At 35.5% G+C, this 23,599-nt stretch carries 20 protein-coding genes; 9 read left to right on the plus strand and 11 right to left on the minus strand.

Annotation, left to right across the window (positions count from 1 at the left end):
* Positions 1-4: 4 nt before the first annotated feature.
* The 8 genes from B0A68_RS06480 (at position 5) to B0A68_RS06515 (ending at position 10,823) form a co-directional block, all read left to right on the plus strand.
* On the plus strand, positions 5-1,405 hold the full coding sequence (locus B0A68_RS06480; RefSeq protein WP_035688988.1) for a lactate utilization protein B: 1,401 nt from the start codon (positions 5-7) through the stop codon (positions 1,403-1,405).
* Complete coding sequence (locus B0A68_RS06485; protein WP_035688991.1) at positions 1,398-1,985, plus strand: LutC/YkgG family protein; 588 nt, start codon at positions 1,398-1,400, stop codon at positions 1,983-1,985. Before B0A68_RS06480 ends, B0A68_RS06485 begins: the two co-directional genes overlap by 8 nt.
* 126 nt (positions 1,986-2,111) lie before the next feature.
* Positions 2,112-3,191 carry a hypothetical protein gene (locus tag B0A68_RS06490; protein ID WP_035688994.1) on the plus strand — a complete coding sequence of 360 codons (1,080 nt, stop codon included), beginning with the start codon at positions 2,112-2,114 and terminating at the stop codon, positions 3,189-3,191.
* A 9-nt stretch (positions 3,192-3,200) separates the two neighbouring features.
* Positions 3,201-3,521, plus strand: a complete 321-nt coding sequence (locus tag B0A68_RS06495) for a hypothetical protein (protein WP_035688996.1) — start codon at positions 3,201-3,203, stop codon at positions 3,519-3,521.
* 39 nt (positions 3,522-3,560) lie between these two features.
* A complete protein-coding gene (locus tag B0A68_RS06500; RefSeq protein WP_035688999.1) occupies positions 3,561-5,978 on the plus strand; it encodes a sugar-binding domain-containing protein in 2,418 nt (805 codons plus the stop codon).
* 152 nt (positions 5,979-6,130) lie between these two features.
* A complete protein-coding gene (locus B0A68_RS06505; protein ID WP_035689001.1) occupies positions 6,131-7,501 on the plus strand; it encodes a glycoside hydrolase family 27 protein in 1,371 nt (456 codons plus the stop codon).
* A gap of 65 nt (positions 7,502-7,566) precedes the next feature.
* Positions 7,567-9,501, plus strand: a complete 1,935-nt coding sequence (locus tag B0A68_RS06510; RefSeq protein ID WP_035689002.1) for a family 43 glycosylhydrolase — start codon at positions 7,567-7,569, stop codon at positions 9,499-9,501.
* 128 nt (positions 9,502-9,629) lie between these two features.
* Positions 9,630-10,823: a hypothetical protein gene (locus B0A68_RS06515; protein WP_035689003.1), complete on the plus strand. Its 1,194-nt coding sequence runs from the start codon at positions 9,630-9,632 to the stop codon at positions 10,821-10,823.
* Positions 10,824-10,863: 40 nt separating this feature from the next.
* Here the strand turns inward: B0A68_RS06515 and B0A68_RS06520 are convergent, their stop codons facing one another.
* Positions 10,864-11,802, minus strand: a complete 939-nt coding sequence (locus B0A68_RS06520) for a ring-cleaving dioxygenase (protein ID WP_035689004.1) — start codon at positions 11,800-11,802, stop codon at positions 10,864-10,866.
* Between the two features lie 315 nt (positions 11,803-12,117).
* Here B0A68_RS06520 and B0A68_RS06525 point away from each other — a divergent pair, with 315 nt between their 5' ends.
* Positions 12,118-13,710 (plus strand): sigma-54 interaction domain-containing protein, encoded by a 1,593-nt coding sequence (locus B0A68_RS06525; RefSeq protein WP_035689006.1) that lies wholly within the window; start codon positions 12,118-12,120, stop codon positions 13,708-13,710.
* A 1-nt stretch (position 13,711) separates the two neighbouring features.
* Here B0A68_RS06525 and B0A68_RS06530 read toward each other — a convergent pair whose 3' ends face one another.
* The 10 genes from B0A68_RS06530 to B0A68_RS06575 all read right to left on the minus strand — a co-directional run bounded on the left by B0A68_RS06530 (position 13,712) and on the right by B0A68_RS06575 (position 23,593).
* Positions 13,712-14,329: a TMEM175 family protein gene (locus B0A68_RS06530; RefSeq protein WP_035689474.1), complete on the minus strand. Its 618-nt coding sequence runs from the start codon at positions 14,327-14,329 to the stop codon at positions 13,712-13,714.
* A 160-nt stretch (positions 14,330-14,489) separates the two neighbouring features.
* On the minus strand, positions 14,490-14,840 hold the full coding sequence (locus B0A68_RS06535; protein WP_035689009.1) for a cupin domain-containing protein: 351 nt from the start codon (positions 14,838-14,840) through the stop codon (positions 14,490-14,492).
* Entirely contained in the window at positions 14,837-15,457 is a 621-nt protein-coding gene (locus B0A68_RS06540; RefSeq protein WP_035689012.1) for an alpha/beta hydrolase, read from the minus strand. Before B0A68_RS06540 ends, B0A68_RS06535 begins: the two co-directional genes overlap by 4 nt.
* A 182-nt stretch (positions 15,458-15,639) precedes the next feature.
* Positions 15,640-15,930, minus strand: a complete 291-nt coding sequence (locus B0A68_RS06545) for a GNAT family N-acetyltransferase (protein WP_035689016.1) — start codon at positions 15,928-15,930, stop codon at positions 15,640-15,642.
* 72 nt (positions 15,931-16,002) lie between these two features.
* The gene (locus tag B0A68_RS06550; RefSeq protein ID WP_035689019.1) at positions 16,003-17,361 is read right to left on the minus strand and encodes a sigma-54-dependent transcriptional regulator; all 1,359 of its coding nucleotides are present in this window, start codon (positions 17,359-17,361) and stop codon (positions 16,003-16,005) included.
* An 8-nt stretch (positions 17,362-17,369) separates the two neighbouring features.
* Positions 17,370-19,646 (minus strand): tetratricopeptide repeat-containing sensor histidine kinase, encoded by a 2,277-nt coding sequence (locus B0A68_RS06555; RefSeq protein ID WP_084679174.1) that lies wholly within the window; start codon positions 19,644-19,646, stop codon positions 17,370-17,372.
* Positions 19,647-19,698: 52 nt separating this feature from the next.
* Positions 19,699-20,364, minus strand: coding sequence for a YoaK family protein (locus tag B0A68_RS06560; RefSeq protein ID WP_035689024.1), 666 nt, complete (start codon positions 20,362-20,364; stop codon positions 19,699-19,701).
* Between the two features lie 205 nt (positions 20,365-20,569).
* Complete coding sequence (locus tag B0A68_RS06565; protein ID WP_035689026.1) at positions 20,570-21,043, minus strand: Dps family protein; 474 nt, start codon at positions 21,041-21,043, stop codon at positions 20,570-20,572.
* Between the two features lie 218 nt (positions 21,044-21,261).
* Positions 21,262-21,696, minus strand: coding sequence for a DoxX family protein (locus B0A68_RS06570; RefSeq protein WP_035689475.1), 435 nt, complete (start codon positions 21,694-21,696; stop codon positions 21,262-21,264).
* Between the two features lie 10 nt (positions 21,697-21,706).
* Positions 21,707-23,593 (minus strand): amidohydrolase, encoded by a 1,887-nt coding sequence (locus tag B0A68_RS06575; protein ID WP_035689028.1) that lies wholly within the window; start codon positions 23,591-23,593, stop codon positions 21,707-21,709.
* Positions 23,594-23,599: the final 6 nt, after the last annotated feature.

Genomic DNA, 23,599 nt, shown 5'->3' on the forward strand with positions numbered 1-23,599 from the left:
AAAAATGTCTTCAAAAAAAACATTAGATCACAGTCAGGCCGCTTCCGTTTTTAATAAAGATGAAGCACGTGTAAACTGGCACGACGAAACGCTTTGGTTTGTTCGTGAAAAACGTGATCGATCTGCAAACCAAATAGCAGACTGGGAATTACTTCGCGAAACAGCTTCGAAGATTAAAAATAATGTGCTTTCTAATATTCACGATTATTTAGTTCAGTTTGAAGAAAAAGCATTAGAAAACGGAATCGTTGTACATTGGGCGGCCGACGGAAAAGAGCATAACGAAATTGTACATTCTATTTTACAAAAACACAATGTAAAACAGATGGTAAAATCAAAATCTATGCTTACAGAAGAATGCCATTTAAATGATTATTTAGCAGAAAAAGGCATTGAAGTAATCGATTCAGATTTAGGAGAATATATTGTGCAATTGCGTAAAGAACCGCCAAGTCATATTGTGCTGCCGGCAATTCACCTTAAAAAAGAAGATGTAAGTGAGACTTTTCACGAGCATTTAGGAACAGAAAAAGGAAATTTTAATCCGCAGTATTTAACAGAATCTGCGCGTCATAGTTTAAGAAATACATTCTTAACCAGAAAAGCAGCTTTGACCGGAGTAAACTTTGCGATTGCAGAAACAGGCGAATTTGTGGTTTGCACCAACGAAGGAAATGCAGATATGGGAGCGCATCTCGCAGATGTTCATATTGCTTCTATGGGATTCGAAAAACTAATTCCGCAGCGAAAACATTTAGGCGTTTTCCTTAGATTATTAGCCAGAAGTGCAACCGGACAGCCCATAACTACTTTTTCAAGTCATTTTAAAAAGCCCAGAGACGGAAAAGAAATTCATATTGTAATTGTTGATAACGGAAGAAGCACGCAGTTAGGAAGAGAAGATTTTAGAAATTCTTTAAAATGTATTCGTTGTGGTGCGTGTATGAATACCTGCCCGGTTTACAGACGAAGCGGCGGACACAGTTATCATAATGCAGTTGCAGGACCAATTGGTTCTATTTTGGCACCAAATTTAGACATGAGCAAAAATGCCGACCTGCCGTTTGCAAGCACACTTTGCGGTTCTTGCACCAACGTTTGTCCGGTAAAAATTGATATTCATGACCAATTGTACAAATGGCGTCAGGTTTTGGTAAAAGAAGGGCATACGCCTGCGTCTAAAACCATTGCAATGAAAACAATGGCAGCAGTTTTAGCCAACCCGACTGTCTTTAATATTGCTGGTAAATCGGGACGTTTTGTAATGAAAAATATTCCAGCAATGGTAAATAACAAAATGAACAAATGGTACGATCAGCGCGAAATGCCTGAAGTTCCCGAAGAGTCATTTAGAGAATGGTACAAGAAAAATTCTAGAGAATCTAAAGCAAAGGACAATGAGTAGTAAGGCTGCAATTTTAAATAAAATAAAACAAAACCAACCCGGCTTTGCTTCAGATCTTCCAGACTTAGGCGTATTAGGTTCTGAGCAGTTTGATGTTTTGGAAACGTATAAAACAGTTCTGAAAAATATTGGAGGAGATTTTGTAGAAGTGTCTAATTATGATGAGATTATCACTTACATAAAGAATAATTACGAGCTTCAAAAACGTATTATTACGACTGTTCCCGAACTTTCTGAAATTGCTCGTTTAGATTGGAAAAATGATGATCCGCATTCGCTTCAGGATGTAGAACTTACGATTATAAAAGCGCATTTTGGAGTAGCAGAAAACAGCGGTCTTTGGGTAACAGATGATATTTTAGGACAACGTGCAGCTCCATTTATAGCGCAGTATCTGGCTATTATTGTACAGAAAAATAATATTATCAGAACGATGCACCAAGCTTATGAAAGGATTGGGAATCAGGAATATGGTTTCGGGACTTTTATTGCCGGACCTTCAAAAACGGCAGATATTGAGCAGTCTCTAGTGCTCGGTGCGCATGGAGCAAGAGGATTGATTGTTTTTTTACTGGATTAAATTCTAGTTTATTGATATTATAAAGAAAGAGAATTATTGTGATTCTCTTTTTTTGTTTTTATAAATCAATCTTAATATTAAAAGCTTTTTCTTTACTATTTTAGTTGTTACAAATACATTAAAATTATGCGCGATCCAATTTGCACTATTCATGGATTGAACCTTTTAAATCCTCTTTTCTACACTAAAGAATTTTTAGAAAATGATTATGTTACAGCAAATGATCTTGCAAAACATTTGCATTTTTATGATCATGAAATCAGCAGAATTGAATATTTATTTTTTTATGGTCTAAAATCGAAGATCAAAACCATAACCCAGCAAATAATTTTAGAGAAAGAAAGACACTCAAATCTTTCTCATGTGAAAACGATTTACAGCTTTTCTGAAAACTTAGAATTGATTGAAATAATAGAAGAACAAGCTGGAGAAATTGAGAAGATAACTTTACTGGATAGTTTAAAAAAGCCAAAATCAATTCAAATTTCAAAGACTATAAAAGATGCTTTATCAAGTCTGACCGAGATTTTTTTTGATGAAGATTTGCAATATGAAAAAATAATTGGGCAGGAAATTTATAGTAGCCGGAAGTCTGAATGGATACGAAGCGAACAAAAAACATCCAAATATATTGTAAACTCAGACAAAAAGATTCAGAAAATTCTAATTAGAAATAATAAATACGAACAATCAAAAACTGTTATAACTTATAAGGATAAATTTCAATTTATAGATGCTAAAACATTTTCTCAAAAAAATAAGGACGAGCTTATCTATGAAGCAGAATTTATATATGATCCAGAAAATAAGCTCACTAAGATTTCATATAAACATAACAAACCTGCCAAACATTTTTCAAAAAATTGGATCGAAGAAGTTTGTTTTTCTTATGATACTAATGGACTTTTGATACAATTAGAAGATAAATTTCAAACCAAAACATGGACTTACGACTCCAATAAAAATGTATTGAGTTCAAAAGTATATGATAAAAGCGGACTTATAAAATTGGAAAAAAATAACACTTATGTTTACGACAAAAAAGGCAATTGGACTCGTAAAGTAACTGAAGAATTTAGGTTTGAAAACCAAAAGAAAATCAGAATAGTAAAAACCAAATCCCGCAGGCAGTTTGTTTATTTTGGAGAGCATGATAATTCATCATTGCGATACAAAATGCTCTCTGTTTTTAGACTAATAAAATAAATTTACACGATGAAAATAAAATATAAAATTTACTTTTTTCTGTCTTTAGCATATTTATTTTTATCGATATGGTATTTGTGTTTCTTAATAGATTTTGACTGTGACGGTCTTGGCTGTTTGAGTATTTTTTTTGTTACTGGTCCCGTAATTATCGGATTTATTGTTAGTTTTATGATTCTATTATTTAAAACCTTTAAATACTCTAATGAAAACGATATTGAAGAAAGCTTAGTAAATAAAAAAATGAGTTCTCTTATGCTGCGATTGGGAATTCCATTTTGGTTGTTTACCGCAATTGTTGTTTTTATTGTATTCGATCGTTATTACTGAAACCTGAAAACCTGAAAAAAACTAAAAAAAAGAAATATAGTGTTTACAAAAAAAATCATATTACCCGTTTTACTCTTTTCGTATTTGTCTGCAAGCAGTCAGATATCATTTGGAGATTCTCAAAAAATCAATGACAGCTGGAAGTTCAATCATAAGGAAACTCCAGATGCAAAAAACACCACTTTTGACGACAGCAAATGGCAGCAGGTAAATGTGCCTCACGACTGGAGCGTAAAAGGACAGTTAAGTCCAACTTTGGCGAGTTCTACAGGTTATCTGCCCGGTGGAATTGCCTGGTACAGAAAATCAATCGATATTCCGCAAAGTAAATCAGGAGAGAAAGTTTATTTGTATTTTGAAGGAGTTTACAACAGAAGCGAGGTTTTTCTTAACGGACATTCTTTAGGAAAACGTCCGAACGGATATATTTCTTTTGCTTATGATGCTACACCATTCGTAAAATACGGCGGAGAAAATGTGATTTCTGTTCGTGTAGATCACAGCCAGAGTGCAGATTCAAGATGGTACAGCGGTTCTGGCATTTATAGAAATGTGTGGGTTGTGTATGCAAATCCCGTTCATATTGCGCAATGGGGAGTGTATGCCTATCCAGAAGTAACCAAAGGAAACGGAATTTTGAACGTCGAGGTTGATGTGGAAAATGGTTCTTCTTCAAAATCATCTTTGACTGTAGTAAACGAACTGTTTTCAAAAGATGGAAAATTGGCAGCAAAAGCTTCTTCTAAAATAGAAGTAGCAGCAAACCAAAACGGTAAAATTTTGGCTAAAATAAATGTAAAAAAACCTCAATTGTGGGATTTGGACAATCCGAATTTATATCAGCTTAAAACAACTGTTTTAAAAGACGGTAAAGAGATTGACAAAACAATTACACAAACCGGTTTCAGAAACTTCACATTCGATCCCAACAACGGTTTTGCGCTTAACGGAAAATGGATGAAAATGAAAGGAGTCTGCCTGCACCATGATGCAGGAGTTTTAGGTTCTGCCGTTCCCAGAGAAGTTTGGAAAACAAGATTAAAGACTCTTAAAGAAATCGGCGTAAATGCCATTCGTACGAGTCATAATCCGCAGGCTCCCGATTTCTATGAACTTTGTGATGAGTTAGGTTTATTGGTTTTGAATGAAGCTTATGACGAATGGGAATTTCCAAAACGCAAATGGCTGGAAGGCTGGAATTATGGAACTCCGGGTTTTCAGGGGACGTTTGATATTTTTGCAGAATACGGAGAAAAAGATCTTGAAGATTTTGTACGCCGTGACAGAAATCATCTTTCAGTCTTTGCATGGAGTATTGGTAATGAAGTAGATTATCCAAATGATCCCTATTCGCATCCGGTTTTAGATCAAGGAAAAAACGGATTTGGGCAGGCCGCTTACGGTGGATTTAAAAAAGATGCACCAGATGCAATGCGTTTGGGAGTGATTTCAAAACGTTTGGTAGCCGCGGTTAAAAAATACGATAAATCCCGTCCTACCACTGCAGGCTTAGCTGGTGTGGCGATGTCTAACGAAACAGAATATCCTGGTTCTCTGGATATAACAGGTTACAATTATACAGAAAGTAAATACCAGACAGATCATCAAAAATATCCAAATCGTGTAATTTACGGAAGTGAAAATGTTCACGACATGGAACCTTGGCTGGCTGTAAAAAACAACAAGCATATTTTTGGACAGTTTTTATGGACAGGAATTGATTATTTAGGCGAATCGGGAAGATGGCCTTCAAGAGGATTTTACTCTGGCTTAGTTGATTTTGCAGGAGTGATCAAACCGCGGGGATATTTCCGTCAAGCTTTATGGTCGGATAAACCAATGGCGTATTTAGGAACGTATCCATTAAAAAATGATAAAGATATTTCTAAAGACGCGTGGGCAATTTGGAATTACGAAGCTGAACAAAAAATTCGTGTTGTTTGTTATACCAATGCGACAAAAGCACGTTTGGAATTGAACGGTAAAGTGGTTGGCGAAACCAAACAATATGACGAAAAAACCGGAATAATATATTGGGATATTCCTTTTGCTTCAGGAAAATTAGAAGCAGTTGGTTTGGATGCTAACGATAAAGAGGTCAGCCGTTATGCAATTAATTCAACACAACAGCCAGTTGAACTAACAATTGCCGAAAAAGATATTACGATCAGTAAAGATAAAGGCGTTGCCAAAATTATGGTTCAGGTAAAAGATCAAAATGGCTTTCCGGTTATGCTTTCAGACAATGAAGTGACTTGTACGATTACTGGTCCCGGAACTTTATTGGGACTCGAAGCAGGAAATAACAGCGATATGACGGATTATACCGACAATATACAGAGAGTTTTCCACGGGCACATTGCAGCTTATATTCAGGCAAATGGTGCAGAACCCATAAAAGTAAAATTCACAAGTCAGTGGTTAAAACCGGTTGAGGTAACGATTAATCCGAAATAATTATGTCTCATCGGGATCTCATCGATTGAGAGGATACCTGGATAAAATTCAAATAAAAAAAATCCCATTGCAACAACTAATTAGTAAAAAAGCAATGGGATATTTTTTTTTATTATATTTAAAGTGTAAAAACTACACATAACCACAAAGCAATGAAAAACAAAAACTTACTAACGATGGCAATTGGAGCATTTTTTCTATTCGCCACATCTGCCGCACAAACCAAAGCATTTCAAAAAGAAGAATTTAAACAATGGGCACAAACCCCGCCAATGGGCTGGAACAGCTGGGATTGTTACGGACCTACAGTAGAAGAGCACGAAGTAAAAGCCAATGCCGATTATATGGCAAAAGAACTAAAGAAATTTGGCTGGGAATACGTAGTTGTCGACATTAGATGGTTTGTCGAAAATGATAAAGCCGGAGGTTATAACCAGAAAGATCCAAGGTATGTAATCGATCAGTACGGAAGATATCTTCCCGCAGTCAATCGGTTTCCTTCGGCAAAAGATGGAAATGGGTTTAAACCGCTGGCAGATTATATCCATAAAAAAGGTTTAAAATTCGGAATCCACATTATGCGCGGCATTCCTAAAAAAGCAATCGAAGATAAACTTCCAATAAAAGGAGCAAACGGCGTTACAGCAGATCAGATTTATACAACCGCTTTGCAATGCGAATGGCTGAAAGATAATTTTACTATCCTTGCAGACAAACCAGGAGCACAGGAATATTACGATTCTATATTTGAATTGTATGCGCAATGGGGTGTCGATTTTATTAAAATTGACGATTTGTCAAGACCTTATCATGAAGCTGAAATCAACTTAATCAGAAACGCTATCGATAAATGCGGACGCAGAATCGTGTTGAGTACTTCGCCGGGAGAAACTCCAATTAGTGCCGCGCCACACGTAACGACACATGCCAATATGTGGAGAATGGTAGACGATGTTTGGGATACATGGCCTCATATTACACATTTAATGGATGTTGCGCAAAAATGGTATCCGTATATCGCACCGGGAACCTGGCCGGATTGTGATATGATTCCGCTTGGGCGTATTTCGGTAAGAGGAGAACGCGGTGAAGACCGAATGACGCGTTTGACAAAAGACGAACAATATACTTTAATAACATTCTTTAATATTTTTAAATCGCCGTTGTTTTTTGGAGGAGATCTGCCCAGCAACGATGTCTTTACTTTATCATTATTGACTAATAAAGAGGTTGTAAAAATGCACAGCGAAAGTACAGATGTAAAACAGCTTTTCCAGAAAGACGGGAAAATTGCCGTGACTTCAAAGAATCCAAAAGACGGAAGTGTTTATCTGGCTTTATTTAATATTTCAGATCAGGAATCGCAAAATGTTTCTGTAAATCTTTCGGATCTTGGATTTTCTGGTTCAGTTGAAGTTTTGAATATCTGGACAGGCGAAAAATCAAAACAATCTTCAAAAGAAATTACAGCAGTTCTAAAAGCGCACGCTTCAGTTTTGTATAAATTAAAAGGCAAAAAATAATGAAGTTTTAGGTGAAATAAAGAAACGGCACTATTTTTTTAGAACAGAAATAACAGAAATAAACAATGAAAAGAATACAATTTACCCTGATTGCACTAATGTCGTTTTTTAGTGTGCTGCAAGCGCAGGAAGACCATAAAGATGTACCGCCAGTTATCGCCGAAAAAGATTTAACAGCTTATTTATTTGTTTATTTTACAGGAAATAAGATTGAAGAAGAAGCAGTTTGTTATGCGGTAAGTACAGATGGCTACCACTATTATCATTTAAATAATAACAAACCTGTTTTAGACAGCAAAATAATCAGTTCGACAGGAGGAGTTCGCGATCCGCATATTTTACGCGGAGAAGACGGTAAAACTTTCTACATGGTTTTAACCGATATGACATCTTCAAAAGGCTGGGACAGCAACCGTGCTATGATTTTGCTAAAAAGTACCGATTTGGTAAATTGGAAAAGCAGTGTTGTAAATATTCAGACTGCTTTTCCCGGAAATGAAAATCTAAAACGAGTTTGGGCACCGCAAACCATTTACGATTCAAAAGCAGGAAAGTACTTGATTTACTTTAGTCTGCAGCATGCCGGAGGTCCTGATAAAATTTATTACGCTTACGCGAATAAAGACTTCACCGCTTTAGAAAGTGCTCCGAAATTATTATTCGTGCCAAAATCAGAAAAAGCTTGTATCGATGGAGATATTATCGAAAAAGACGGTGTGTACCATCTTTTCTATAAAACAGAAACTGAAAATCCGGGAATAAAATCAGCCTCAACAACCGATTTAATTTCTGGAAATTGGACAGAAAACGACAATTATCTGCAGCAGACCAAAGAATCTGTTGAAGGTTCAAGTATATTCAAATTAAATAATTCTGATGACTACATTCTAATGTACGATGTCTACAAAAAAGGAAGGTATCAGTTTACAAAAAGTAAAGATTTAGAAAACTTTTCGGTTATTGACAATGACATTTCGATGGATTTTAAACCGCGTCACGGAACTATTCTTCCTATTACTCGTTCTGAATTGAAACGATTAACGGCAAAATGGGGAACTCCGGAGCAATTACCAAAGATTAATAATAATCCGGTTTTAGAAGGGTATTATGCAGATCCGGATATTTTATATTCGAACAAAACCAAAAAATATTACATCTATCCAACAAGTGACGGATTTGACAACTGGGGCGGCTATTATTTTAAAACCTTTTCATCAGATAATTTAGTAGACTGGAAAGACGAAGGAGTAATTCTAGATCTTAAAAAAGACGTTTCGTGGGCAGACAGAAATGCTTGGGCACCTTGTATTATTGAGAAAAAGATAAAAGGAAAATACAAGTATTTTTATTATTTCACAGGTGCGCAAAAAATTGGTGTCGCTTCATCAGACGATCCTGCGGGACCATTTAAAGACAGCGGAAAAGCATTAATAAACGCAAAACCCGACGGCATAAAAGGCGGTCAGGAAATAGATCCCGATGTTTTTACCGATCCTAAAACCGGAAAAAGCTATTTGTATTGGGGGAATATGTATATAGGCGTTGCAGAATTAAACGAAGATATGATTTCCTTAAAACCCGGAACTACAAAAGTTATTGCCGTTGATAAAACCTTTCGCGAAGGCACTTATGTGATTTACAGAAAAGGAATTTATTATTTCCTTTGGAGCGAAGACGATACCAGAAGTCCAAATTATAAAGTACGATACGGAACTTCAAAATCACCTTTAGGACCAATCGAAATTCCACAAAATAATATTGTAATTCAGGGAATTCCAGATCAGGGAATTTATGCAACAGGTCATAATTCGGTACTTCAGATTCCAAATAAAGACGAATGGTATATTACATATCATAGATTTTCTTATCCGAACGGAATAAAAATGGGGCGGGCAGGAGGTTTCCACCGCGAAGTGTGTATCGATAAACTGGAATTCAACCCAGATGGTTCAATAAAACAAGTGATTCCTACACACCAGGGAGTTAAGCCCATTAAGTAATTTCTTTAATGTTAGATTGGAAATATTTTTTTTACAGAAACTCCACGAGTAAAAAATAAAATAAAATTAAGCCTTTCATGACCTGAAGAAATTGTTTACTTTCATAAACTCGTTTTAAAACCAATTATATGCACAAAAAATTAAATCTGTTTCTAGTAAAATCTATTATTGTATTATTTCTTATTCATGCTGCCTATTTTGTATATGGATATTTAACGTTTATAGGTTTAAAGGGAATAAACATTTATACCGAATTTTATAGATTCAAATTTTTTGATGATGTTTCTATTTCTCATTTCTTTGTCAGCGGTTTATTTTTACTTTTGTTTCTGGTTTTTTTACTTCGAAACCATTCCAAGCAAGGATATAATGCCGTAAATCTTTTAAAAATTGGCGCTGTAATTTTGTTCATCTCTTTTCTAACTTTTTCATTTTTTATAAGTTACAGCTTTGGAGTAAATGCGAAATTAAAAAGTGAATTATCAGAAACAGATTTCAATAAAGACAAAACACTGCTCAATGTATTAAATCCGTTTTTATACAATTACACCTCATACAGTTCTAATAAATTGTTTAATTATGAGAACATTTTATATCCAGAGCCCTATCCTGTTTTAGAACAAACAGACACGACATTTTATGATATACACGGCGAAAAATTTTCTACACAACAAACGAACTATTTCAGTATTGATACCTTAAAAATGCTGACTTCTTCGTATCAAAAATTTAATAAAAACACTGATTTTGTCTTTGAACGGTTAGGACTTGATAAAGAAGAATTTGCTAAAAGAATCATTTCTAAAAAAATAATAAAAGACAGTACTGAAATCATTTTTAAAGGACGACTAGTATATCCAGATAGCGATCAGGATATTTGTATCTTCCTTGAAAATAAAATGCTTTACAAACCTATTTCTGATGTTTCTATTGAAGAACAACAGCATCAAAATGCGGTAAAAAGATATGAACTCCTCTATAAATACAAGGTAGATTCACTGCTTTATTCTTTTTATAAACTGGATACCTTATTTAAAAAATATAATATAGAAAGCCAGATAAAACCAAAGGAACTTACCAAAGATGCTTTTTACTATCGTAATAATAACGATGAACCGCTAAATGCCATTAGAAATACATTTGATAGAGATGAATTAAAAGAAAAGATCGATACGGTAGAAAATTTGTTTTATAAACCCAGCTATCTTCATTCTTCTATTCAATTTATATTCTTTTCAGTTATTTTGATAGTATGGGCTGTTTTATTTTTACTTTTCATTTTATGGAATTATAAGAACAAAAAAAAGCTGTCTAAAATATAGACAGCTTTCTAACAAATTAAATAAAAGATTTATTTCAGAATTAATTAATCTTAACCAAATGCGCTTCAATAGCAGCTCTGTCAGATTCGTATTGTGCCGGAAGTTTTAAGTTTTGACCTAATTCCTCCAAGCTTTCATCTACCATAAAACCTGGGTTATCTGTAGCGATTTCAAACAAAACTCCTCCTGGTTCTCTAAAATAAAGAGAGTGGAAATATTGTCTGTCAATCTGTGGTGTAATAGATAATCCGTAAGCTTCGATTTTTTCACGGAAGTGCATTAAAATTTCATCGTTTTGAACTCTAAAAGCTACGTGATGAACAGTTCCGTTGGCGTTGAAACCGCGTTTTTCTTCCGGCAGTTCTACTAAGTCAACAATTGCAGCGTTTTCTACAGCATCTGTTGCATAACGGTAACGGTTTACATCCTGATCAATCAATTTATAACCAAATATTTCGGTTAAGATTGCTGCTGTTGCTTTTATACTGGTTAAAGTCAAAGTAATGTTATGGAAACCTCTTGTAGCCACAGCTGCTTTTACTTCGTCTGTTTCCCAGGGTTTTCTGTTATCTTCTGTTTTAGATTCTATTAACTCTAATTTTAATCCGTCCGGATCTAAGAAAGTAAGATATTTTTCTCCGAATTTTTCAGCCGGTTTATTGTAAATTACATTGTATTGCTCAAAACGTTTCTGCCAGAAGTCCAAGCTTCCTTTTGGAACAGAATAGCCAATTTCAGTTGCCATTCCAGATCCTTTTCTTCCTTGCTGAATTGCATCTCCCCAAGGGAAAAAAGTTAAGATTGTTCCCGCGCTTCCCACTTCATCACCAAAGTAAAAATGATACGTTCCCGGATCGTCAAAATTTACCGTTTTTTTGATAAAACGTAATCCTAATATGTTAGAGTAAAAGTTGAAGTTGCGTTTAGCGTCACCTGCAATTGCAGTAATATGGTGTAAGCCTAAAATTTTATTTTCCATGGTTTTTATGTATTAAATTGTTATTGATTTTCTTTTACAAATTTACTTCGGTTATGGCTGTGCATCGATTAACCTAGATTAAGAAATAAAAAGCCGTTACTTTTTTTTATTGTTTAATTTTAAGCAAATGTTATTCCGTGTGTATAAATCATTGTATATTAGTTGTTTGTGTTTAATGTATCTTTTCTAACTATACGATATATCGTAATTTTATGAGTCAAAATATGTTTTATTTAAAAAATCAATATTATTTTAATAAAGCTATTTCTTAAATTTACGCTGTTACCGCATAAAATACCACACGAATTATTGTTTATGGAAAAGCCGACAGATCAAACTGCAATTATTATGAAGCGATTGCAGGATAGAGAACGAGAACAAATGTTGATTTTGTCCATTTGCGCGACACTTTCTCAGTCTCTGACTAAAGATGAATTTGGCAATGCAGTAAGCAGTATTCTTAAAGATGAGTTTTCTTTTGAAGATTTTATTTTGGCTTCCGCCGAAGAAAGTGAAACTGAATATCACATTTTCTATCAATATTTGCAGAAAGATGCGGCGCTGAAAAAACATATAATGAATGACGGCTTTTTTGATCTTTGTATGGATTCTGCCGATACGGTTGTTTTTGACCTGAAAATGCTAAACGAAAAAAAGAATAATTTTCCTCCACACATTACTCTTGCAAATAATAAAGGATTTAAAAACGGAATAGGAATCTGCCTTCCTTATATAAAAGGAAACAGAAACGTACTTTTTCTGTTCTTTAAAAATGCCAATACTTTCAGCAGAGAATCCGGCCGAATTATGAGGGGAATTGCGATGCAGCTTTCTATAACGGTTAGAAATATTATTTTGACTCAGGAATACGAAAGCAAAAGAAGCGAGCTTACAATTCTGAATACAAATCCAATAGAAAAAAAGGAAGAACCGATTATTGCAGATAAACAAGGTTTTCAGGGAATTGTAGGAAACAGCGATGCAATGCAGAATGTGTATGAATTGATTTCGCAAGTGGCAGCTTCTCAATCTACCGTTTTAATTTCAGGTGAAACAGGAACAGGAAAAGAGTTGATTGCCGCCGCCATTCATAACTTATCCTTAGTATCCAACGAAAGAATGGTCAAAGTAAATTGTGCTTCGATTCCTGAAAATTTAATTGAAAGCGAATTATTCGGACATGAAAAAGGTGCGTTTACAGGAGCTTCAGATTTAAGAATTGGCAAGTTTGAGCAGGCAGATAACGGCACTATTTTTTTGGATGAAATAGGGGAGCTCCCTTTAGAATTACAGGGAAAACTGCTTCGTGTGCTTCAGGAAAAAGAAATAGAAAGAATTAGCGGTAAAAACACCATAAAAGTAAATGTCCGCGTGATTGCAGCCACCAACAGATCACTTGAAAAGGAAGTTGCCGAAGGGCGTTTTAGGAGTGATTTATATTATCGATTGAATGTTTTTCCGATTTCGCTTCCAGCTTTGCGAGACCGACCAGAAGATATAGAAGTTTTAGGAAATTTTTTCTTAGAAAGACATTCACTGCGAATCGGAAAAAAGATAAAAGGTTTTTCTAAAAAAGTACTCAAAAGTATGACGGCTAATGTCTGGCCTGGAAATGTGCGTGAACTCGAAAATATGGTAGAACGCAGTATTTTGTTTGCTAAAGATGAGGTTATAAAAGAAATGAATTTCCCGGAAAATTTTAAAACTGAATCCGCTGCTTTCGAAAATGATTTTTTTATTAAAACATTACAGGAAGTAGAAAAAGAGTATATTTTGAAAATAGTAAAAAAATGCGGCGGAAGAATATCGGGACCTCAGGGCGCAGCGGTTTTATTAGATTTACCCGGAACAACGCTAATTTCGAAAATGCAGAAATTAGGCATTAAAAAAGAACATTTTTTTGAATAATTTATTCCTGAATCATCTTTATTTTTCCAGAAGAAACGGCCCAGAAAATTAATAATGCCATACTTATAACCAAAGCTGCTGTTGGATACTGAAATGAAATTCCGAAAGCGATTAAATAAGTCGGCAGTCCGTATAAATAATTGTTTCTGATTTTTTTTATCGCCGAATTTGTAATTTCAGGACGTAAAAGTTTCTTGTTACTGCTCGCCGTATACCACAACAAATTGTACGAAAGATTGATAAGTACAAATATTCCCGTATAAATCGCCACCGCAATATTGGAAGCTTCGCCCTCAAAAAAACGAGCTAATAAAGCAGTTGGATAAGAAACTGCTGTAACCAGAAAAAGAATCAATCCGTTTGCAAACATAATGGCCGTATTACGACTGTAAATCTGTTTGAAGATCTTATGATGATTGACCCACATGATAAAAATACTGAAAAAAGAAAGCGTAAAAGCAAGATACGACGTCCATTCTCCTTTTAAAAAAGACAATAATTCAGTGCCATTTTTTATCGTGCTTGTTTCGGGAGCATGAAGATCCAGAACCAAAAGCGTAATCGCAATTGCAAATACGGCATCGCTGAAATTCTCTATTCTTACAGTTTCTTTTTCCATTTTTTTATTCTTTGTATTATTAACCGCAAAGCCCGCAAAGGTTTTACGCAAGGTTCGCAAAGTTTTTAGACAAAGCTTTGCGTACTTTGCCTTTTTTATAAAAGAACTAATAGTATAAAACTTTGCGGACTTTGCGGTTAAATTATTTCGAGTATTTAATTTATAATTTTATAAATATTGATTTTCGCAGTTTGGGTTCAATATTTTTGGTCTTGTGTCCTTTTCCTGTCGTGTCTTCGACCAATAAAATCGATCCTGTTTCAAAAGTTCTTTTTGCTCCCAAAGAAGTTTCTATTTCTACACCGCCTTCTAGTAAAACAATATATTGACGATCTGGCGCATTATGAAAATCGTAATCGTAAGACGGACTAACTTCTCTAAAAACAATAGATTTAACAGGTTCATCATCAGATAGAAATCCGATATCGCCATTGTTTTTCAACGGAACTTCGAAGTCTTCAAAATGACTTTCGCCATTTGCATCGCTGTAAACTCGTGTTATCTGAATCATTTTTTTGCAAAAACAAGTTTATTAGCCAAATCTATTTCGTCCTGACTTATGGTATGTCCCATATTTGGATAGATTTTTTTAGTCACAGAAGCGCCCATTTTTTCTAAAAGCGCTGCAGTTTCATTTACTCTTTCTACTGGAACATGAAAATCTGGATCGCTTGTTCCGATAAAAATTGGTGTATTTTCGAAGTTTCCGTCATAATGATTTTCATATACTTTATCGCCGATAAGGCCGCCGGTAAAAGCGACAACGCCTCCGTATTTTGCAGCATTTCTGGCTGTAAATTCTAAAGCAAGACAAGCTCCCTGAGAAAATCCGAGGAAATAAATATTCTCTTTTTCGATTCCGTTTTGCTGAATTGCCACAACAACCTGATGAATAGCATCTAATGATTTCGAAAACGAAGGTTCATTCTCTTCAATCGGTACCAAAAATGAATACGGATACCAGGTTCTGTTTTCTGCCTGTGGTGCAGCTAAGGCAAATTTTTCAACTTCAAGATGTTTTGCAATTGAGAGAATATCATGTGCGCCTGCACCACGGCCGTGAATCATAATTAAAGCCTTTTTGGCTTCGTTTAAAGGCACACCGTCTGTTATAATTTCTGTATTCATAAGTTTATTTTTTAATTAATGCGTTAGATCACGCTAATTTTTTGTTGCTTAAACCTGAGTAAAACTTTGCGCCTCTGCGACTTTGCGTGCAAATTTCTCGTTGCTGAGAAAAAAAATAATCTCGCAAAGTCGCAGAGGCGCAAAGTTTTTTTAAACAATTATTAAAAACTGTGGCTATTCAATTATTTTTTCCAGATATCCTGATATTCATCCGGATGTCTTTTGAATTGTGCGTGTACATAAGGACAAAGTGCCAAAACCAACATATTGTTTTTACGAACATACGAAACCATTTCTTCCAAAAGTTTTTTTGCATATCCTTTTCCTTCGGCTTCTGGTTCAACTCCAGTATGGTAAACGGTTAGCAAATCGTCTTTGATACTTACGGTCATTTCGCCTAGTTTTTTATCATCCACATAAAGATTAAAAGCGCCGTGTTTTTTCTCGTCTAATTCTAATTTTATTGTTTCCATATTTATTTTTTTATGTCTTGGTTTATAAATACAAAGTTCGTTAAGCTAGCAGTTAAGTCTGCTTAATCTAGATTAATTATATCCTTGTTTTATACCTAATTTTTTCATTTTTGAATACAAAGTCTGTGGCTGCATTTTTAAGAGTTCTGCTGCGCCGCCCGGACCAGAAACTTTGCCTTCGCAAATTTGAAGTGCATTCATAATATGTTCTTTTTCCATTTCTTCCATCGACTTCATTTTACCGTTATTAAATTCTAACGGACTTGAATTATGAGAAGGAAGATCAAACTTTTCGATTTCGCTTGTTTTAGCAAGAAGTACATTTCTTTCGATCAAATGTTCTAATTCGCGAATATTTCCCGGCCAGTCGTAGTTTTTTAGCTGATTTAAAGCGGCAGTACTAATACTGCTCACATTTTTTCGTGAACTCGCCGCATATTTTTTAAGGAAATAATCTGCCAGAGCTTCAATGTCTTCCTTGCGTTCTTTTAATGTCGGCAATTGAATCGGAAAGACATTTAGTCGATAATATAAATCAAGTCTGAAACGGCCTTCTGCAACTTCTTTTTCCAGTGATCTGTTGGTTGCGGCGACCACTCGAACGTTGATTTTGATCGTTTTATTTCCTCCCAATCTCTGAATTTCTTTTTCCTGCAGCACACGCAATAATTTTACCTGAGAATCAAGCGGCAGTTCGCCAATTTCATCCAGAAAAATAGTTCCGTTATCTGCCTGCTCAAACTTTCCGATCCGCAGCGAATTTGCGCCTGTAAAAGCACCTTTTTCATGTCCAAAAAGTTCCGATTCTATTAACGAATGCGGTAAAGCAGCACAATTGACAATTACAATAGCATTTGATTTATGTGCCGATAGATCGTGTATAGAATGTGCTACTCTTTCTTTTCCGGTGCCGCTTTCGCCCAGAATCAATACCGAAGTTTCGGCTGGAGCTACAATTTTAATTTTTTCAATCACTTCTCTTAAGAGACTGCTTTTTCCGATGATTCCTTCAATTTCTTCATTTTCATTATCAAGCGGAATCTCTGCCAAAGTTCCTTTTTCCTGACCAAATCTGTATTTTGCAATGTCGAGCATTACAATAAGATCTCTCTCGCGAAATGGTTTTACCATAAATCCGTAAGGATGCGTTGCTTTTACGGCTTCCAAAGTAGTTTGATTGGTATTGGCAGAAATGTACAAAAACGGTAATTGTATTTCGCGCAGTTCCCACGCAAGATCAATTCCGGTGAGGTCACCTTTCAGCATAATATCGAGTAAAACCCAGTCTGGTCTTTTATCTACTATAAGTTTTCTGGCCTGAACCACAGAAGAAGCGATACCCGTTATTTCATAACCCGCTTTTAGCAGCATGATTTTTAAATCATTGGCTACAATAAATTCATCTTCAACAATTAGAATTTTCTCCTTCATTACTTTATTTATATGATTTCAGAATTTTCGGCAGCTCCTTCAAATTCTGTATTTCTTGTAAATGCAATTTTAATCTGTAATCCGTTATCATTTTTCATCTCAAAAATTCCGTCGATCTGATCGGTTAATCCCATCATTAAATTCATTCCCAGCGAATTTCTCTCTGTATCTTCAAAATTCTCCGGAAGACCAACGCCGTTATCCGCAATTACAAGCTGATAATTGTTGTCTCCTGTATTTTTAAGTTCAATAATTACATCTCCTTTTTTGTCTGATGGGAAAGCATATTTAATAGCATTATTAATCGCTTCGTTTATAATTAATCCCAGCGGAACTGCTTGTGCAACATCAAGATACACTTTTTCTGTGTCCAGAACAAAATTGATTTTCTGGTCGGTATCAAAACATTCCCTCATATAACTTATCAACTCATAAATATACCATGACATATCGATATTGGCCAGATTATCAGATTGATATAATTTTTGATGAATCAGCGACATGGCGTGCATTCTGTGCTGACTGTTTTGAATCGCCATTAAGGCATCTTCATTATCCAGATAAGCCGATTGTGTGTTTAATAAACTAATGACAATCTGAAGATTGTTTTTTACACGATGGTGAATTTCTTTTAAAAGCCATTCTTTCTCCAGCAGCATTTTTTTGTTCAGTTCGTTCTGCTCGTTAATCTTTTGTCGTTTGATTTCGAGTTCTTCGTTCTTTTTCTTTTTTAATCTAAAACCATTGTATAAAAGTGCAATGAAAAGCACCAAAACCAAAACGCCTGCTATAAAAATGTATCGGATAACGATATCATTATGAATCTGTATTTTTTGCAATTTTGCTTCCTGTGTCAGCAAATCGATATTTTTGTCCTTTTTCTCGCTTTCAAATTCTACCTGAAGACTGTTAATCTGTTTGCTTTTTTCTCCTTTGAAAACCGAATCTGACAGGCTTTTATACAGCTGATAATGTTTGATGGCATTTAGATAATCTCCTCGCGCAGAATCTGCTTTAAACCAAACTAAATAACTCTCAGATCGAATATTATTATTTCCCGTTGCTGCCGCGGTGGAATCCAAAAGTTTAATTGTTCTGTAAAAATCATCGTATTGTTTTACCTGAAGATGATAAGCAGAATAACTTCTTAGAACCGCAATTCTATTCCCGTTTCTTTCGGCATTTTCGCCATAATAAGCAGCAAGTTTCTTATAATATATTGCGGCTTTGGCGTTGTCTTTTTGTATTCTGTAAATATTAAATAAAAGATAATTTTCGACCATCTGCCTCTCAATATTTGAAGTCGGAAAATTAACCTGCATTTCCTTTATCAATTTAAGAGCGTCGTTTTGTTTCTTTTGACGAATAAGCAGTGAACAAAGATTTTCGGCAATCGTTCTTACATATTCTGTGTCTTTGTAATATTTGGCAATTTCTAATGCTTTGTACCAATATTCCTCTGCTTTATCATTTTGGCGCAGATAATAATACACCAGCGCGCCATGATTGTAAATAGAACTCAGCTGCAGTGAATTATCGCGCATGGCTAAGGCTGTTTTTTCTGCCAGTAAAGCATATTTTAAGGATTCAGAATAATTCCCTTTTTGAGTATGTACTTCCGAAAGAATATTGTAAACACCTTGCAATTCTTTAAAACCGATGCTTTTATAAAGCAGCAGCGATTCTTGCAAAAACGGATCTGCTTTTTCCGGATTTTCGTTACTGCTGTACAATTCGCCAAGCTCTTTTAGTGCCGTTGCCTGCTTTTCTTTTGCCCCCGATTTTTTAAAAAGCTGTATCGCCGTTTCTTTTAGTTTGGCTTTCTTTTCCAGATCATTTTCATAAATCGCAAGTTCAGCATAAGCATCTCCTTGTTGTTCGGTCAAATTATTTTTCTGGAAATAGGCGAGTGCTTCTTTAGTCTTTTTTAATCCGTTTTTAGAATCTCCTTTTTCTCTGTAAATCTGAGCATCCAAAAGAATTGCTTTCCCTTTTCCGAGTTTGTAACCTAAGCTGTTACTCAGATTCTTTGCCTCAGAATTAATCGTATTGGCACTGTCAAGATCTGTTTTAAACTCACCGGGTTTGGTAAGATAATAATTGCTCAATGTCAAAAGTAATTCGACTTTTTGACTGTCACTTTCAGCAGCAGCAATTTTCTTTTTTAATTGATCAGGATCTTCTTTTGACTGTGCCGTTCCATTAACGGATACCAATAAAAATAAAGACACTGTACATAGGATGTACAAGTGGTTTTTGACAGAAATAAAGGGGATAAAATTCATTTTTTAAAGATACTATATTATCAGAAATCTGCAATTTTAAATCCGTTTTTGCCTAGTTTTTACGGTGGTAGAGATAACAAATGATCATTCCAACTCCAGGCAGAATTAAAGTCCCTAATCCGAAAAACTTTCCGGCAACCGCTCCTAAAAAACAACCCACAAGAAATCCGATTATGGTAACTAATTGTCTCTTAAAACTTAGCAGTACATCAACATCTTTTAATCCGTTTTTTAATAGATTTCCTAAATCAAGAGATGCCTGCGTAACATTTCCGGTCATCATCGTTGTTGGTCCGTAGGTTTCTTTAGCATACAATTTTCCAAAAGCATTCTGAAGTCCCATTGCAAATACGGTAGCCATAGCAACACTGTACATGGTCCATTCGGAAAAAATGTCTAAGTATCCAAAAACATACGTTGCAATGCCGCTTAAAACCAAAATTAAACCTTCCCAAAATAAGACGGTATAATGATTTGTGGCTTTTAATGCAATTCTTCCTCCTGTAATCACGGCGATGATAAAAACAGGAAAAGTCAATAATTTTACCCAAGCGTGTATATCTGAACCTTTGATGATTTGATAAGCAAAGACAATAAAGTTACCCGTAACGTGTGCCGAAAATATAGAATCTGCAGCGACAAATGTTACGGTATCACAATACCCTGCTATTATCGTAAGGAGCAGAGTAACGTACCAAATATTTTTTTGTAATTCCATAGTGTCATTAATTTCAATGATAGTTTAAAACTATGTACTTTCGTACATTTTACTTTCAGCTTTTAATTTTTTTAAACCACAAATTGCGCAAATTCACACAAATTAATTAGCGTAAATTTTTGTAATTTGTGGTTAAAATCAAGCTTTCCAATTTTAGAAACTTAAAGTTTGTTGTGTAACTTATGAACTTGAAGTTCATAGTTGTTTATTTTAGGTGAGCGCGAAGCATCCACGCCATTTTTTCGTGATTTTCTAAAAGACCTGTAATATAATCGCTGGTTCCGGCATCGTGCAATTCTGCAGCAAAATTGTTGATGTTTTCACGTAAGTGGATCAAAATACTTTCATGGTCCAAAAGCAATTCTTTGATGTAACCTGTGCTATCGTTTTTCTCTCTGGATTCTTCTGTAAGATGCGTCAGTGCTAAATATTCTTTTAGAGTTCCCGGTGCATAATGCCCAAGAGTTCTGATTCTTTCTGCAACAGCATCTACAATTTCGTCTAAGGCTTCGTATTGTTGTTCGAAGAAAAGGTGTTTGTTGTAAAAATCCGGACCTTCTACATTCCAGTGTGCTTTTTTTGTTTTGGTATAAAGTACAAATTCGTCTGCTAAAACTTTGGTTAGTACATCTACGACTTTTGAGATGCTTTCTTGTTTAATTCCGATGTTTGCTTTCATTTTAAATTAGGTTTAGTAAATAATATTTTAAGGGTAATTCTAAATAATTCAAACACATAGTCCCGAAGCTTCGGGATAGATTTATATTCTGAAATGAATAAAAGAATATAGAAAGAAACTAGTTTCTCACACATAGTCCCGAAGCCTCGGGGATGTATTAATACAAGTGAAACGCCTTTTTATGCGCTCCAAAAAAGCTATGTTTCTATGTGTTGAAATTAATTGTTTATAAAGGTTAATAAATAAGCGTCTAGTGAATATTTTCCTGCTCCAAGTGCAAGAATTAATAATAAGGATAAAGTGTACATATAAGGCACATCGCGTACTTCGAGTGAATCTTTTCTGTGCACGACAAAATATCCAATCGCTGTAACGCCAATAGTTGGCAGTACAACCAATCGGGTGCCGATACCCAGAATAATTAGAAACGGAACTATTGTGTCAGAAAAAGTTGCCACTAATCCGTTTAGTTTTTCTGGCAGATGAAGCGGATTCGGAACGTGCTCTCTTTGTCCATTTTCTACTCTGAATTTCTTCATTCCGTGTACCCTGAAAAGTTCAACAGCAAGCAAGATTCTAAAAACTAAAAGCGCTGCATTATTGAAATTTGTTCCTAAATCAGAATAAAGGATTTTGTTTATAATTTCGGTCATTTCTTTAAATTTAAAAAGCAAAGCAAGAACACCCAAGTGCGCCCCAAAATGCATTATAGTTATTTACAGGTACATTGCTCATTCTGGCAATATTGTGGCTGTGAGCGTGAACATCACAGCTTCCGGAGCAGCTGTGAATTTGAGAAGTCAGACTTGGTTTTGCATCTGCTTTTGAGTTTTTCTCAATTGCGCTCTGCAAATTACTTTTGCTTGGATATCCGTTATAAATATTGGTTGGCGACCAGTCTGGTAATATTGGAATATGCGGTGGCGAAAACGAAGAGAAATCTCCATTAGCATACATAATTTTTCCGTCGACAATAGTCAAATCGGCTTCAATTTTTTTAATGTCTTCGTCGGCAATCGTAAAATAATCGCTGTCTAAAACCACTAAGTCGGCAAACATTCCTGTTCTAATATCTCCCTTTTTAGCTTGTTCCTGAGAGAACCAGGCGCTTCCTCTGGTATATAATTCTAAAGCTGTTTCTCTGCTTAATCTACTTTCGTTGTACAATTGCAAACCGCCGACTGTTTTTCCAACCGTCATCCAATACATAGAAACCCACGGATTGTAACTGCTCACTCTGGTTGCATCAGAACCGCCGCCAACGGGAACTTCCATTTCTAGCATCTTTTTAATTGGCGGTGTGTTTTCTGCCGCTTTTGCTCCGTATCGATCGGTGAAATATTCGCCCTGATACGCCATTCTGCTTTGTACTGCAATACCGCCGCCTAAATTTTTGACACGTTCAATATTGCGTTCGTCAATGGTTTCGGCGTGGTCAAATATCCACGGTAATCCGTTAAACGGAATTTCCTGATTGATCTTTTCAAATACATTCAAGAATCTGGTAATGCTTTCGTTATATGTGGCATGAAGTCTGAAAGGCCAGCGGTTTTCTACCAAAAGACGGACAACTTTTTCCAATTCGGCTTCCATATTTTCAGGAAGATCAGGTCTTGGCTGCAGGAAATCTTCAAAATCAGCAGCAGAAAAAACTAACATTTCGCCTGCACCATTGTGGCGGTACATATCATCTCCCTGATATAATTTTACGGTATCAATCCAGTCTTCAAAATCTTCAAATTCGTGTTTTGGCTTTTGAGTAAAAAGGTTGTAGGCAATTCTAACGGTCAATTGTTTCTTTTCATTCAATTCATTCACAACTTTATAATCGTCCGGAAAATTCTGGAATCCGCCTCCGGCATCAATCACACTTGTGATTCCGAAACGGTTCAATTCCTTCATAAAATGACGCGTAGAATTGATCTGATGTTCATACGAAAGTGTCGGTCCTTTTGCCAAAGTCGAATACAAAATCATCGCATTTGGAGTCGCAATAATAAGTCCGGTTGGTTCTCCTTTAGAATCTCTTTCAATTTGTCCTCCCGGAGGTGCCGGCGTATTTTTATTATAACCAACAGCTCTTAAAGCGGCTCTGTTCATAATCGCCCTGTCGTACAAATGCAGGATAAAAACAGGAGTATCTGGTGCAATCGCATTGATTTCTTCTAAAGTCGGCATTCTTCGTTCTGCAAACTGAAACTCAGACCAGCCTCCAACTACACGAACCCATTGCGGATTTGGTGTGCGATCGACTTGTTCTTTCAGCATTCTAAGAGCATCGGCCAAAGAAGGAACGCCATCCCAGCGCAATTCTAAATTATAATTTAAACCGCCTCGAATCAAGTGAATGTGCGAATCGTTGATTCCCGGAACCACTCTTTTGTTTTGAAGGTCGATTATTTTGGTTTCTTCAGATGCAAATTCCATTACATTACTGTCGCTTCCAACTGCAATAAATTTTCCGTCTTTGATTGCTACCGCTGTAACATTTGGCGTTTCGGCATTGAAACTATGAATTTTACCGTTGAATAAAATTAGATCTGCTTTCATAATTCA

It is taken from the genome of Flavobacterium reichenbachii, assembly GCF_002217435.1.
Taxonomy (GTDB): domain Bacteria; phylum Bacteroidota; class Bacteroidia; order Flavobacteriales; family Flavobacteriaceae; genus Flavobacterium; species Flavobacterium reichenbachii.